This window comes from Streptomyces sp. MI02-7b (assembly GCF_033793585.1).
Taxonomy (GTDB): Bacteria; Actinomycetota; Actinomycetes; order Streptomycetales; family Streptomycetaceae; genus Actinacidiphila.
Map to the genome: position 1 here is coordinate 91315 of NZ_JARAWX010000020.1, position 14557 is coordinate 105871.

Genomic DNA, 14557 nt, shown 5'->3' on the forward strand with positions numbered 1-14557 from the left:
CCCCCCCCGGTGGGGGGCGGGCCCTTTCGCTGTCCGTCGTCAGGTCGGCGTGTCAGTTGTCAGCCGTCAGCCGATGAAGTCGGAGAGGTCGCGCTCGATGGCGGCCTTCGGCTTGGCACCGACGATGGTCTTCACGACCTCGCCGCCCTTGTAGACGTTGAGGGTCGGGATCGACATGACGCCGTACTTGGCGGCGGTGACCGGGTTCTCGTCGATGTTCAGCTTGACGATGGTGATCTGCTCGGCGTGCTCGGCGGCGATCGCCTCGAGGGACGGGGCGATCTGACGGCACGGACCGCACCACTCGGCCCAGAAGTCGACGAGGACGGGCTTGTCGCTGGCGAGGACCTCCTCGTCGAAGGTCGCATCGGTGACGATCTTGGTGTTGCCGGCCACGGCTGTCTCCTCGGGGTGTTGTGCGGGTGCTTCGGTTGTGGTGGCGGGTAGGTCAGACTGCGGCGGTGGTCTGCTCGGGCTCGCGGGTGTGCTCCGCCTCGGCGTCGCTCAGGGCGGCGAGGAAGCGCTCCGCGTCCAGCGCGGCGGAACAGCCGGTGCCGGCCGCCGTGATGGCCTGACGGTAGGTGTGGTCCACGACGTCACCCGCGGCGAAGACGCCGGGGATCCGCGTGCGGGTGCTGGGGGACTCGACCTTGAGGTAACCCTCGCCGTCCAGGTCGAGGATGCCCTTGAAGAGGTCCGTACGCGGGTCGTGGCCGATCGCGATGAACAGGCCGGTCACCGGGAGCTCGGAGGTCTCACCGGTCTTGGTGTTGCGCAGGGTCAGACCGGCGAGCTTGCCCTCGCCGTGGATCGTGTCGACCTCGCTGTCCCAGATGAACTTGATCTTGGGGTCGGCAAAGGCACGCTCCTGCATGGCCTTGGAGGCGCGCAGGGTGTCACGGCGGTGCACCACCGTCACGGTCTTGGCGAACCGGGAGAGGAAGGTCGCCTCCTCCAGCGCGGTGTCGCCGCCGCCGATGACGGCGATCTCGTTGTCCTTGAAGAAGAAGCCGTCACACGTGGCGCACCAGGAGACTCCGCGGCCGGACAGCACGTCCTCGTTGGGGAGCCCGAGCTTGCGGTGCTGCGAGCCGGTGGCGATGATCACGGCCTTCGCGTGGTGCACGGTGCCCGCGGAGTCGGTGACGGTCTTGATGTCACCGTCGAGGCTCACCTCGATGATGTCGTCCGGGATCAGCTCGGCTCCGAAGCGCTCGGCCTGGGCGCGCATGTTGTCCATCAGGTCCGGGCCCATGATGCCGTCACGGAAACCGGGGAAGTTCTCCACCTCGGTCGTCGTCATCAGTGCACCGCCGGCGGTCACCGCTCCCTCGAAGACCAGGGGCTTCAGCGAGGCGCGTGCGGTGTACAGCGCGGCTGTGTAGCCCGCCGGCCCGGAACCGATGATGATCACGTTTCGGACGTCGCTCACGGGTTCATTCCTCGTCTCTGTCTGCCAGCTGCGCCGGTGTAGCGGCGGGACTGTTGTATCCGCCTAACGGATACTACGGGCCCGGCATTCCCAGCGCTCCGGCCCTAACGAGGGTATGTCTCCTCGCGCAGCAGAGTGCCCGTTGGGGCCGGCGTGGCGGCCGAGCAGGAGGCATCCACGACGAAGGCGTCGACCAGTGACCGATCGCCGGGGTGCGGGAGGACGACGAGGTAGGCGTCCGCCCCCTCGTAGGCCCCTCGCCGGGCGGCCAGCGGTTTGCTGTCGTCCGGACGGTCGATCGCCCGCAGGACGCATGAGGGCGGCACACCGTTGACGTCCATGAGGGGGGACTGGGAGTCGGGCTTCTGCTGGACGTGGTTGCGCGCGGTGCCGGCCAGCAGCTGCTGGACCTGCGTGGCCAGGGGGTCGGCTGCTTCGCTCCGCTCGTCCGACTGGCCGGCAGTGGCCGCCGAGCCCTTGGGGCCGACAGCGGCGTCGGCGCTGCTCTGGGACTGCACGGACGAGGACTCCACCAGGGCGGCGCCGAGCCCGCCGAGGCCGAGGACGGCCATCGCGGAGACGGTCAGGACGAGTCCCTTGTGCCAGCGGCGGCGAGCTCGTGCCGGAGGCCGGCCGGGACCCGTGGCGGCGGCGGCCCGGCCGTCGGGTCCACGGCTGCCGGTGGGCGATGTTTCACGTGAAACAGGTGTCCCCGCCGTCACGGGCGATGTTTCACGTGAAACATCGGGGGCGGTGGAGGCCAGCAGGACTTCCGCGGCGAGTGCGGCGTCGATCCGGCCGGCGATGTCGGCGGGCATCCGGGGCGGGCCGGGCAGCGTCCCGAGCAGCCCGCGGATCTCTTCCAGGGAAGCCCGTACGTCCGCGCAGAGCGGGCAGTCGTCGAGATGGCCGCGGATGGAGGCGGACCGCTGGGGCGGCAGGATGCCCTCGGTGAAGTCCGAGATCTCGGAGACCTCGGGGTGCTCGTTCGTTCCCGTCGGTGACGTCATCGATGTCCACCTCCGCCCTTCGTGATCCCGTGACCCGGCCCGGACTCCGTCTCTGGGACGGATGCGTTCTCCGTCCGGTTCCTTCCCCCGCCCCGATCGGTGCTACCCCCGGTCCCTTCACGCAGATGAGTGAGCAGGGGCAACAGCCGTGCCCTGCCCCGGGCGCATCTGCTCTTGACCGTTCCCGGCGGGACGTCCAGGACGGCCGCGGCCTCCGCCACGGGGTAGCCCTGCATGTCGACCAGGACGAGGGCGGCGCGCTGTTCCGGCGGCAGCGTCGCGAGGGCCCGGAACAGCTCCCGATGGAGCTCGCCCCGCTCCGCCGGGGCCGCGGCCGACTCATGTGGTTCGAGGAGGTCCTCGAACTGCTTCTCGTCGACGACCGACGAGGTCCGGCGGGAGGCCGCCTTGCGGGCGCGGTCCAGGCAGGCGTTCACGGTGATGCGGTGCAGCCACGTCGTGACGGCGGACTGGCCTCGGAAGGTGTGGGCGGAACGGAAGGCGGAGACCAGGGCGTCCTGGACGGCGTCCGCGGCCTCCTCGCGGTCCCCCAGGGTCCGCAGGGCCACCGCCCACAGCCGGTCCCGGTGGCGCCGCACCAGTTCCGCGAAGGCGTCCGGGTCCCCCGCTACATGACGGGCGAGGAGGTCGCTGTCCGCGACCTCCCCGCCCGTGTTCTGCTTCGGCACTCTCCCCCCAGTTCTTCCGCTAGCCGCTGACCTTGATCTCGGAGATCCGGCCGCGGTAGTTGCCCTGATCGGTGCGGGGGAGTTGGGTCAGCCAGACCAGGAGGTAGCGGGTCTTGACCGCCTTGCCCGGCGTGAAGCTCACCTCGCCGCCGGAGCCGGAGGCCGCCTTGGTGAAGTCGTCGAGACCGGTCGGCATGGAGCCGGCGCCCGCGCTCGCGGCCATCAGGTCGGCGCTGGTGTCATCCCCTATGAAGTCGACCTTCACCTTGCCGACCTGCTGGACGCTGCCCAGATCGACGATGACGCCGACACCGGACTTCAGGCCGCCGAGGTTGGCCTGGGTGTACCAACTGGTCTCCCAGAAGGTGGACGGCTTGCCGTCGTAGGCGTTCGCCACGTCCCGCGGGTTCTCCGAACCGTCCGTGCCCAGCGGGTCGAAGTCCTTGGCGCCGGTGATGGCGATGGGCTTGCCGGACGTCAGCTGTGCGGTGCCGCTGGGGTCGTCGTCGCCCGTGGGCGGGGCGGTGCTCGTGCCGCCGTTCTTGGACTGGTTCTCGCGGTCCATCAGCGTCTCCGCGACCTGCCAGCTGCCGAGACCGATGGCGGCGATCAGGAGGGCCGACACGGACCACTTGAGGGCTCTGCCGGTACGGCCGGTGAGGGCCGGGGGCGGACTGGCCGGCAGGACCGTGGCGACGAGTGACGAGGGATGGGGGGTGGACTGGCGGTAGGCGCCCTGCTGGTAGGTCGTCCGCGAGTACGGGGTAGTGGACGGCTCGGGCGGCCGGATCTTGGGCGTCGCGGCGACCGCCTTCGCCAGCTCCTCCGGGGTGGCGCACGGACCCGGCTCGCGGGACGCGGTGGCGCCGTCGTTGACCAGGGCGCGCATGGCGAGCTCCGACAGCCCCCGGTGGATTCCCGCCCGTACCTTGTCCGGGGCGACGAGACCGACGTCCTTGGGCAGGCCGCTGAGCCCGTACGCGTCCTCCGCGTAGGGCCAGCGCTGGGTCAGGCACGCGTACAGCAGAGCGCCGATCGCCTCGGTGTCCTCGCGCTGCGGACGCTCGGAGCTGATGCCGCGCAGCGCGGCCGCGACGGCCAGACCGCGGATGCGGTACTGGCCGGCCTCGGTACGGAGCACGGCGTCCGGGTTGAGCCGCAGATGCGCCAGGCCTTCGCGGTGGGCGGCGGCCATGGCCTGGGCGACCTGGCTGACCATCTGGTAGGCCTCGTGCGGTTCCAGGGGGTCGGCCGCGATGAGCTCCGTCAGCTCGCGGGCGTCGGGCAGCCACTCATGGATGACGTAGACGAGGTCGTTCTCCTCGACGGCGTCGAGGACCTGGACGAAACGGGGGTCCCCGAGCAGCGCCGCGGAGCGCGCCGCGGCCAGCACCGGGCGGGCGCGGCTGTGGTCGGCGGGCAGGATGTGGATGCCCACAGCGCGGCGGAGCTTCTCGTCGAAGGCCTTCCAGCTGCTGAAGCCGTCGACACGGGTGAGGCAGTCCTCCAGGCGGTACCGCCTGGCGAGCTTGTGGCCGCTGTGGAGCTCCGGCGGCGCGTTCCTGGTCGGTGCTGTCTCCTCGGGGAGGGTCTGTTGCGGTGCGTCCTGCTCTTCGCTCAGGTCGGTCGCCTCGTCGGCAGTGGCATCGTCCGCGTGAGCGGTGAGCGGCTTGTCGCCGCTCTCGTTGGCCACTCCGACGGCAGCCGGGCTCCGTTCCGCCACCGTCGTTCCTGCCTCCCCATCCGTTGCAAGATCTGACAACACAGCCAAGGACAATTGTGCCAACAGTCCACCGCTGTGCACGACACGCGGGGGCGGGTGATGGTTGCCCCCGCGGCTTGAATCAGCGGCCCAGCCGGCCGCGGACCATGCCGACCATGGCCGTCATCTCCTCGATGCGCATGCGCTTGGCGGCGATGAAGAAGACTCCGCCGAGCACCACGCCGCCGAGGACCAGTGACAGCAGTGAGACGGCGGCGCCGTGGCCCAGCGAGTGCGAGACACCGTAGACGACCGCCCCGGCGGCAGCCGCGGCGGGGATGCTCGCGCCGAACAGGCGGGCGTAGGTGCGCACCACGCGCTTGCCGTCGATGTCGCCGCCGAGCCGGTGGCGCAGCCGCTTCACCGCGACGCCCACGCCGATCGTGTAGGCCAGGCCGTAGCCGGCCGCCATGCCGACGACCGCCCAGCGGGCGGGCAGCAGGAAGTAGCAGAGCGCCGCCGCCACCGCGTTGCACGCGGCCACGATCACCGTGTTGTAGAAGGGGGTGCGGGTGTCCTCGTACGCGTAGAAGCCGCGCAGGACGATGTACTGCACGGAGAAGGGGATCAGCCCGAGGCCGAAGGCCATCAGGATGAAGCCGATGTTCAGCGCGCCGCTGCCGGAGCCGCTGTACAGCAGGGTGGTCATCGGGACGCCGAGGGCCAGGAAGGCGAAGGCGCACGGCACGATGGCCACGCCCGAGGTGCGCAGGCCGTAGGAGAGGTCGTCGCGGACCGCCGCCGCGTCTCCGTCGGCGGCGGCGCGGGAGATCCGCGGCAGCACGGCGGTCATGACGGAGACCGTGATGATCGCCTGGGGCATCTGCCACAGCAGGAGCGCGTAGTTGAAGCCGGTGATGCCCGTACCCTCCTGGCCCGCCTTCTCCGCCGCCGCACCGGCCGCCGTCGCGAACTGGGTCAGCACGATCATGCCGATCTGGTTGGCGAGGACGAAGAAGAACGTCCACTTGGCCAGCCGGGCGGCGTGCCCGAGGCCGTGGCCGCGCCAGTCGAAGCGGGGGCGGATGCGGAAGCCGGCGTCGCGCAGGTACGGAAGCATCGACAGCGCCTGCACGGCCAGGCCGAGCAGGGTGCCGATGCCGAGCAGCCGGGCGCCGTCGGGAGTGATCGTCGCCGAGCTGACCCCGGTCGTGGTGAAGGAACCGAAGGCCCAGATGAAGGCACCGAAGGTGGCGATGGTGACGATGTTGTTGAGGACCGGGGTCCACATCATCGCGCCGAAGCGGCCGCGGGCGTTGAGGATCTGGCCGAGCACGACGTGCACGCCCATGAAGAACATCGTGGGGATGCAGTAGCGGGCGAAGGTGACCGCGACCTCGAACCTGACCGGGTCGGAGGCGATGTCGTGGGACATCGCCTGGATGAAGACCGGGGCCGCGACCACGCAGATCGCGGTGACGACCGCGAGGCCCGTGACGACCAGGGTGAGCAGGCGGTTGGCGTAGGCCTCGCCGCCGTCCTCGTCGTTCTTCATGGCACGGACCAGCTGCGGGATGAAGACGGCGTTGAGCGCGCCGCCGCCGACCAGGATGTAGATCATCGTGGGCAGCGTGTTGGCGACCTGGTAGCCGTCGTTCAGGGTGCCGACGCCGATGGCGGCGGCCATCACCAGGGTTCGCAGGAAGCCGGTCAGGCGGGAGACCAGGGTGCCGGCCGCCATGACGGCGCTGGACTTCAGCAGGCTGCTGCCGCGGCTGCCCGCGGAAGCCTGGACCGGCTCCACCACCGGCTCCGGTTCGGGAGCAGGAGGCTCCGGCTCGTCCCGGAACAGGTGCGCGTAGGCGTCCGGCGCGGGCGCCTGGGCGCCGTTCTCGTCAGGGGCGTACGAGACGAGCTCGTCCACGCCCACGTACCGCGTGGCGGCGTCGTCGGCGTAGGGCATCCGGTAGGGCTGGTGGCCGTAGGGCGGCTGACCGTAGCCCTGGGCCGGGTGCGCGGTGCGGTCGTACAGCGCCTCGTCCACCGGGTCCTGCGCGGTGGGGTCCTGGCGCTGGTACGGATCGCGGGCATACGTGTCCTGCAGATACGGGTCGGGCACGGCGGGGGGCTGCCCGGGCTGGGCGGGGAACCGCTCCGCCGCTTCCCGTTCGCGTTCACCGTCGTACGGCGCGTTCATCACTGCCCCACCTCATCGGCCCCTGACTCGCTGACTATCGGTCCACCTTCTCACCCGTCCCGGACGGGTCCTTACTTTGCGCGGCGGTGTCCGCCGCCGGGTCACCCGGCTGCCCGGGCCCGGCGCCGTCCGGGGTACCACCGGTGCCCTCAGCGGTGCCGCCGGCGGTGTCCTCCTCCGCGTCTTCCCCGTCCTCGGCCGCTTCCGCGCCCTCGTCATCCGGGTCTTCCCCGTCGCCCTCGTCGTCGCCGTCCTCGACAGCGGCACGGCGCTTGCGCTGGTGATACATCCGTACGCCGGCGAGGACAAGCAGCAGCAGACCGGCGGCGATCACCACCATGACGGTGGAGGTGATCGAGGTGACGTCCACCGTGAAGGTGATCGGCTTGCCGTAGGCGACGTGGTCCTTGGTGTAGAGCTGCGCGGTGATGGTGTTGAGGCCGTTCCGCGCCGCCGTCGCCGCGAACTTCAGGGACCGGGTGTGCCCGCCCTCCACCGTGACCGGCTGCGGGTCACCCGGGTCCATGCTGTTGCCCTGGCTGGAGCTGAGCTCCAGCTGCAGGCCCTCGATGGTCTGGCCGAGCTCGTTCTTCACCGTCACCGGGATGGTGCCGCTGCGGCCGGAGAGGGTGAGGGTACCGGTCTTGGGGAGGATCTGGACGAGCCCCATGAGATCGGAGAGGTACGCGCCGATCGCCGACCGGTACGAGGCCGCGCCTCCGGGGTTGCCGCGCCACTCGGTGGACATCGACCGCAGCAGCGCCGTCGTGAAGGGGGTGGTCACCCGGTCCTTGCGGCTGAGGATGACCAGGAAGCCGTTGAGCCTGGCCTGGGTGGCCTGGATCTGGCGGAAGGCGTCGGTGCTCAGCTCCCGCTTGCGCAGGTTCGCCGGGTAGGCGCTGCCGCGGGGCACCGTGCGGTTGGCATGCGGATCCGGGGTCGCCTTGGCGGCGTCGGCGAAGTCGGCCGTCTCGGCCCACGCGCTGGACTCGACGGAAGTGATGGCCTGCGCCATCGCCTGCGCCTGCGAGGCGCTGGGCATGCGCTGCGGGGCGACGACGATGCTCCGCTGCCGGTCGGGCGCCTGCATCGTGACCATCAGCGTCTGGGAGACGAACTTCTGGATCGCCAGGGTGGCGTTCTCGGCCCGCATCATGTCGCCGTCGAAGCCCTCGGAGAGCCCCGCGTCGGCCACCACGGCGGTTGTGCCGCCCCCGATGGGACGGGCCGAGGTGGGCGTGTAGACGGGCTTGCCGGGCTCGCCCAGGCTGTCACTGCGGGCGATGATCTTGTCCGCGCCCGCCGAGGTGGCGACGTCGACGATGGAGGGGTCGACCGCGCCCTGCACCGGCCAGGCCACGTCCGTGGCCGGCGTGATGTGCAGGACGGTCTCGAAGGTGGTGGTCGCCAGTTCGGTGGCGGTGTTGAGGTGGGCCAGGGTTCCGGCGACGTTCTTGCCGTGGTGCGCGATCGAGGCGATGTCCGGGTCGGAGAACGGCAGGGCCACCACGTCGTCGCCCGTCAGGGCGGTCTTGAGGTCGGTCAGCCAGCGCTTGGCGTCGTCGGTCCCGGTGCCGGAGGTGGTGTGATCGAGATCACCGCCGGGACCGGCCACTTGGTAGCGGCGGGTCATCGCGTCGACGGTGGCGATCAGGTCCGGGTCGACCACCCAGGTGACCGGGAGGTTCCGGCCGAGCGTCACGAGCTGCTGGAGCCGCCCGCCGGGAGCCAGGTCCTGGGCGAGGTTGTCGTCCAGGAAGATGGGGCTCTGCTGGTCGTCGCCCTCGCTGCGCACGGCCAGGTGGGGACGGTCGATCAGCGGCCACAGAAAGGTGTAGCGGGTGCTCTTGGCGGCCGCGGTCCTGTACCAGGGCAGGAAGGTCCGCTCCACGCCGAGGATCTGCCGGTAGCCGGCCGCCCGGGTCTGCCCGGCGAGGGAGATCCCGAGCTGGTAGACGCCGTCGGCGCCCAGCTGCAGGTCCTTGACGGGGATCGTGAGGGTGAAGGGCCGGCTCATACCGGCCTTCAGGTCCTTCAGGGCGGCGGTGTGGCCGGAGATCTCGTAGCCGTCGACGCCGGGACTGTAGGTGCCGCGCCCGGCGGCGGTGCCGATGGCGCTGCGGCTGGTGAGCGGGCCGCCGGGGGCCACCTCCACACCCACCTCGGCCTCGGTGACCGTCTGCTTCCCCTTGTTGGTGACCGTTCCGGTCACCGTGAGGGTGTCGCCCTTGGTGGGGACGGTGGGGGACAGCGTGTTCACCGACACGTCGACGTCGTGGCCCGAGGAGTCCGCGTACGCCGCGGGGGCCGTCTGGACCTGGAGCAGACCCGCGAACATCGCGGCGCCGGCGAGCAGCGCTGCCGCTCGACGCAGCCTCGTACGGGCCGGAGCTGTCCCAGGGTGCTGTGCCGCCTCGCCCACGCGCTGGCCGTCCCTCGTCGTCATCGGATGTGCGTCCTGGAATGGTAACGATGCTCGATGAGTCGAAGTGCTGCGGTCAGGCCACAAGATCGGCACAATGACGGCCGCGGACCGGTCCGTGGCGATCATGGGACGACACTAAACCGGTCCGCCGTAGGGCGCACGGGCACGTACCCTGTTCTGTTGTGCCGAATGCCAACAACGCCCCCCAGACCCTGAAGCCGGCGCCCGCCATCGCGCCGGTGGCCGAGGACCTCGGCCGCCGCTTCCAGGACGCCGGATTCCGGCTTGCCCTCGTCGGCGGTTCGGTCCGCGACACCCTGCTCGGCAGGCTCGGCAACGATCTGGACTTCACCACTGACGCCCGGCCCGACCATGTGCTCAGGATCATCCGCGGCTGGGCCGAGGCGGTCTGGGAGGTCGGCATCGCCTTCGGCACGGTCGGTTGCCGCAAGGACGGTTTCCAGATCGAGATCACGACCTACCGCTCCGAGGCGTACGACCGCACGTCCCGGAAACCGGAGGTCTCCTACGGCGACACCATTGAGGAAGACCTGGTACGCCGGGACTTCACCGTCAACGCGATGGCGGTCGCCCTGCCCGACCCCGAGTTCGTCGACCCGCACGACGGCCTGAGTGATCTGGCCCAGCGGGTGCTGCGCACACCGGGCACCCCGGAGGAGTCCTTCTCCGACGACCCGCTGCGGATGCTGCGGGCGGCCCGCTTCGCGGCGCAGCTGGACTTCGAGGTGGCGCCCGAGGTGGTGACCGCGATGACGGAGATGGCCGACCGTATCGAGATCGTCTCCGCGGAGCGGGTAAGGGACGAGCTGAACAAGCTGATCCTCTCCGACCACCCGCGCAAGGGCCTGAGTCTGCTGGTCGAGACCGGCCTGGCCGCCCGCGTGCTGCCGGAGCTGCCGGCCCTGAAGCTGGAGCGGGACGAGCACCACCGGCACAAGGACGTCTACGAGCACACACTGACGGTGCTCGACCAGGCGATGGCCCTGGAGACCGAGGGGCCGGACCTCGTGCTGCGTCTGGCGGCGCTGCTGCACGACATCGGCAAGCCCCGGACCCGGCGGTTCGAGTCCGACGGCCGGGTCTCCTTCCACCACCACGAGATGGTGGGCGCGAAGATGACCAAGACCCGGCTGACGAAGCTCAAGTACCCGAACGAGACGATCAAGGACGTCGCCCGGCTGGTCGAGCTGCACCTGCGGTTCCACGGCTACGGCACCGGCGAGTGGACCGACTCCGCGGTGCGCCGCTACGTCCGGGACGCGGGCTCGCAGCTCGAGCGACTGCACAAGCTGACCCGCTCGGACTGCACCACGCGCAACAAGCGCAAGGCCGCGGCACTGTCCCGCACGTACGACGGGCTCGAGGAGCGCATCGAGCGGCTGCGGGAGCAGGAGGAGCTGGACTCGATCCGCCCCGACCTGGACGGCAACCAGATCATGGGGATCCTGGGCATCGCCCCGGGTCCGGAGGTCGGCAAGGCCTACGCGCATCTGCTGGAGCTGCGGATGGAGCACGGACCGCTCGGCGAGGAGGCCGCGGTGGGGGCCCTCAAGGAATGGTGGGCGGCACAGAACGGCTGAGTCGTGCGGGCCGTGAGACGGTCACGGCATGGGAGGGGGTCGTGTTTCACGTGAAACACGACCCCCTTCGGCATGACCGGGTCGGATGTTTCACGTGAAACATGGCAATGCCGCCGTGTTTCACGTGAAACGGAGCGGAGTGCGCGCGGTGCCCACCGCCACCCCGGCGTAGATCAGGGCGAGGGCGATCACCAGCGGGGCGGACCTGCCGTCGGGGGGCAGGATCAGGGCGCAGACGGCCGCCGCGCCGACGAAGGCCACATTGAAGAGGACGTCGTAGAGGGAGAAGACCCGACCGCGGTAGGCGTCGTCGATCGAGGACTGGACCACCGTGTCGGTGGCGATCTTGGCTCCCTGGGTGGCGACTCCGAGGACGAAGGCGGCCACGAGCACCGGCACCGGACGGAAGGGCAGCCCCAGCCCCGGCAGCAGGACGGCCGCCGAGGCCGCGCAGACGGTGATCCAGCCGAAGGTGCCGAAGCGGCTCGCCGACCACGGAGTGATCACCGCCGCGACGAAGAACCCCGCCCCGGACGCGGCGACCGCGAGGCCCAGCAGCGCCAGTCCGTCCCCGCCTGACCGGTCGCCGGTTCCCCCGTCGGCCCAGGCGTACCGGCACAGCATGAGCACCGTCACCGTCAGCCCGCCGTAGCAGAAGCGCATCGCCGTTATCGCGGCCATCGCACGCGCCGCGCGCGGACGCTCCCGCAGGTGCCGCAGTCCGTGTAGAAGTCCGCTGAGCGTGCTCCGCAGCGCCTCGCCGACCCGCGGCTGGACCCGGGCGGGATCGGGGCCCAGCAGGTCCTTGCCCAACAGCAGGGAGGTCAGCCCGGCCGACAGATAGACCACCGCGGCCAGGAGCACGACCAGGGCGTCGGACGCCCGGCCCTCGGCGACCCCGAGATGGATGAGGAACGCCACGCCACCGCCCGCGGTCGCCGCAAGGGTGCCCGCGGTCGGGGAGAGCGAGTTCGCCATCACGAGGCGATCGCCGTCCACCACGCGGGGCAGTGCGGCCGACAGTCCGGCCAGGACGAAGCGGTTGATGCCGGTGACCGAGAGGGCCGACAGGTAGAACAGCCAGTCCGGGACGCTCAGCAGCATCAGGGCGGCGGTGCCGGCCGAGAGCAGTGCCCGCAGGAGGTTGCAGTAGAGCAGCACCTGCCGCCGGCGCCAGCGGTCGAGCAGGACGCCCGTGAACGGCCCCAGGAGCGAGTACGGCAGCAGCAGGACCGCCATGGCGGAGGCGATGGCCGCCGGTGAGGTCTGCTTCTCCGGGGAGAAGACCACGTAGGCCGCCAGTGCCACCTGGAACACGCCGTCGGACAGCTGCGACAGCAGCCGCACCGCCAGCAGGCGCCGGAAGTCACGGAAGCGCAGCAGCAGACGGAGATCGCGTACGACGGCCATGCGCACAGCCTCACACGACGCACAGGCCCCCGGGTGTCATACCCGGGGGCCTGATGGGTCGCGTCGTGCGACGGGCGGTGAACGGTGGTTGTACCGCCGATCAGCGGTCGACCTCGCCGCGGATGAACTTCTCCACGTTCTCGCGGGCCTCGTCGTCGAAGTACTGCACCGGCGGGGACTTCATGAAGTAGGAGGAGGCCGAGAGGATCGGGCCGCCGATGCCGCGGTCCTTGGCGATCTTCGCGGCGCGCAGCGCGTCGATGATGACGCCGGCGGAGTTCGGGGAGTCCCAGACCTCGAGCTTGTACTCCAGGTTCAGCGGGACGTCGCCGAACGCACGGCCCTCCAGGCGGACGTATGCCCACTTGCGGTCGTCCAGCCAGGCCACGTAGTCCGAGGGGCCGATGTGGACGTTCTTCTCGCCCAGTTCGCGGTCCGGGATCTGCGAGGTGACGGCCTGCGTCTTGGAGATCTTCTTGGACTCCAGGCGCTCGCGCTCGAGCATGTTCTTGAAGTCCATGTTGCCGCCGACGTTCAGCTGCATGGTGCGCTCGACGACGACACCGCGGTCCTCGAAGAGCTTGGTCAGCACGCGGTGCGTGATGGTGGCACCGACCTGGGACTTGATGTCGTCGCCGACGATCGGCACGCCGGCCGCGGTGAACTTGTCCGCCCACTCCTTGGTGCCGGCGATGAACACCGGCAGGGCGTTGACGAAGGCGACCTTGGCGTCGATGGCGCACTGCGCGTAGAACTTGGCGGCGGCCTCGGAACCGACCGGCAGGTAGCAGACGAGTACGTCGACCTGGCGGTCCTTGAGGATCTGGACGATGTCCACCGGCTCCTCGCCGGACTCCTCGATGGTCTGGCGGTAGTACTTGCCCAGACCGTCCAGGGTGTGGCCGCGCTGAACGGTCACGCCCGTCTGCGGCACGTCGCAGATCTTGATGGTGTTGTTCTCACTGGCACCGATGGCGTCGGCCAGGTCGAGGCCGACCTTCTTGGCGTCCACGTCGAAGGCCGCCACGAACTCGACGTCACGCACGTGGTACTCGCCGAACTGCACGTGCATGAGGCCGGGCACGCGGCCGGCCGGGTCGGCGTCCTTGTAGTACTCGACACCCTGCACCAGCGACGCGGCGCAGTTGCCCACGCCAACGATGGCTACGCGAACCGAACCCATTCCGGTTGCTCCCTGTGTGATCGTCACGCGGATCCCCGGTCGCTGCCGGGTCCCTCGTCGTTTTCCTGTTGGTTGTCCTGCTCGGCGTCGGAGGACGGAGCGGACAGGGGCGGCCTGCCGCGCCCCGCCCGCTCGGTCTCGATCAGCTCGTTCAGCCAGCGGACCTCGCGCTCCACCGACTCCATGCCGTGCCGCTGCAACTCGAGCGTGTAGTCGTCGAGCCGCTCACGGGTGCGCGCGAGGGACGCGCGCATCTTCTCCAGCCGTTCCTCGAGGCGGCTGCGCCGCCCTTCGAGGACGCGCATCCGTACGTCCCTGGACGTCTGGCCGAAGAAGGCGAAACGAGCAGCGAAGTGCTCGTCCTCCCATGCGTCCGGTCCGGAGTGGGCGAGCAGTTCCTCGAAGTGCTCCTTGCCGGCCGCCGTCAACCGGTACACGATCTTCGCCCGCCGGCCGGCCAGCGGCGCGGTGAGCGGATCGGACTCGGGGCCGGTCTCCTCGACCAGGTAGCCCTGAGCGACCAGTGTCTTGAGGCAGGGGTAGAGGCTCCCGTAGCTGAACGCGCGGAACACACCGAGCGAGGTGTTGAGCCGTTTCCGCAGCTCATAACCGTGCATCGGGGATTCGCGCAGCAAGCCCAGGACGGCGAACTCGAGGATGCCCGAGCGTTTGCTCATGCCCTCGTCACGCCTCCGTCCTTGCCGTCGTCGCCTCTTATCTCGCCGCGATGTATCGGCTCGATACATCGTGACGATAGAACGCCCGACCGGGCCCCGCAAGATGGCGCACGGTGACCGACGTCACATCGGGAAATCTGCACAGCGTCAACCGCCCCTTATGTGATGAAGATCGGGCTAGCGCGTCTTTTGACCCTGCGTACTCTGTTCGCCATGCAGAGCACCGGGAAC

The 14557-nt window shown here is 70.1% G+C and carries 11 protein-coding genes; 1 reads left to right on the top strand and 10 read right to left on the bottom strand.

Going from position 1 to position 14557, the window contains the following annotated elements:
* Positions 1-66: 66 nt before the first annotated feature.
* The 7 genes from trxA to PV364_RS29085 all read right to left on the bottom strand — a co-directional run bounded on the left by trxA (position 67) and on the right by PV364_RS29085 (position 9476).
* Positions 67-396, bottom strand: a complete 330-nt coding sequence (trxA, locus tag PV364_RS29055) for a thioredoxin (RefSeq protein ID WP_319663357.1) — start codon at positions 394-396, stop codon at positions 67-69.
* 52 nt (positions 397-448) lie between these two features.
* Positions 449-1432: a thioredoxin-disulfide reductase gene (gene trxB / locus PV364_RS29060; RefSeq protein WP_319663358.1), complete on the bottom strand. Its 984-nt coding sequence runs from the start codon at positions 1430-1432 to the stop codon at positions 449-451.
* A gap of 104 nt (positions 1433-1536) precedes the next feature.
* Positions 1537-2442: a hypothetical protein gene (locus PV364_RS29065; protein ID WP_319663359.1), complete on the bottom strand. Its 906-nt coding sequence runs from the start codon at positions 2440-2442 to the stop codon at positions 1537-1539.
* The gene (sigM, locus tag PV364_RS29070; protein ID WP_319663360.1) at positions 2439-3131 is read right to left on the bottom strand and encodes an RNA polymerase sigma factor SigM; all 693 of its coding nucleotides are present in this window, start codon (positions 3129-3131) and stop codon (positions 2439-2441) included. Before sigM ends, PV364_RS29065 begins: the two co-directional genes overlap by 4 nt.
* A gap of 19 nt (positions 3132-3150) precedes the next feature.
* A complete protein-coding gene (locus tag PV364_RS29075) occupies positions 3151-4854 on the bottom strand; it encodes a serine/threonine protein kinase (RefSeq protein WP_319663361.1) in 1704 nt (567 codons plus the stop codon).
* A gap of 121 nt (positions 4855-4975) precedes the next feature.
* The gene (gene murJ / locus PV364_RS29080) at positions 4976-7030 is read right to left on the bottom strand and encodes a murein biosynthesis integral membrane protein MurJ (protein ID WP_319663362.1); all 2055 of its coding nucleotides are present in this window, start codon (positions 7028-7030) and stop codon (positions 4976-4978) included.
* A 34-nt stretch (positions 7031-7064) separates the two neighbouring features.
* Positions 7065-9476 (bottom strand): DUF6049 family protein, encoded by a 2412-nt coding sequence (locus PV364_RS29085; protein WP_319663363.1) that lies wholly within the window; start codon positions 9474-9476, stop codon positions 7065-7067.
* A gap of 161 nt (positions 9477-9637) precedes the next feature.
* Between PV364_RS29085 and PV364_RS29090 the strand changes: the two genes are divergently transcribed.
* Positions 9638-11056, top strand: a complete 1419-nt coding sequence (locus tag PV364_RS29090) for a CCA tRNA nucleotidyltransferase (RefSeq protein ID WP_319663365.1) — start codon at positions 9638-9640, stop codon at positions 11054-11056.
* A gap of 120 nt (positions 11057-11176) precedes the next feature.
* Here the strand turns inward: PV364_RS29090 and PV364_RS29095 are convergent, their stop codons facing one another.
* From PV364_RS29095 to PV364_RS29105, 3 genes are all read right to left on the bottom strand, one after another.
* Positions 11177-12466: an MFS transporter gene (locus PV364_RS29095; RefSeq protein WP_319663366.1), complete on the bottom strand. Its 1290-nt coding sequence runs from the start codon at positions 12464-12466 to the stop codon at positions 11177-11179.
* A gap of 100 nt (positions 12467-12566) precedes the next feature.
* The gene (locus tag PV364_RS29100) at positions 12567-13649 is read right to left on the bottom strand and encodes an inositol-3-phosphate synthase (protein WP_319663367.1); all 1083 of its coding nucleotides are present in this window, start codon (positions 13647-13649) and stop codon (positions 12567-12569) included.
* Between the two features lie 23 nt (positions 13650-13672).
* Positions 13673-14326 carry a PadR family transcriptional regulator gene (locus PV364_RS29105; protein WP_319663368.1) on the bottom strand — a complete coding sequence of 218 codons (654 nt, stop codon included), beginning with the start codon at positions 14324-14326 and terminating at the stop codon, positions 13673-13675.
* Positions 14327-14557 lie beyond the last annotated feature (231 nt).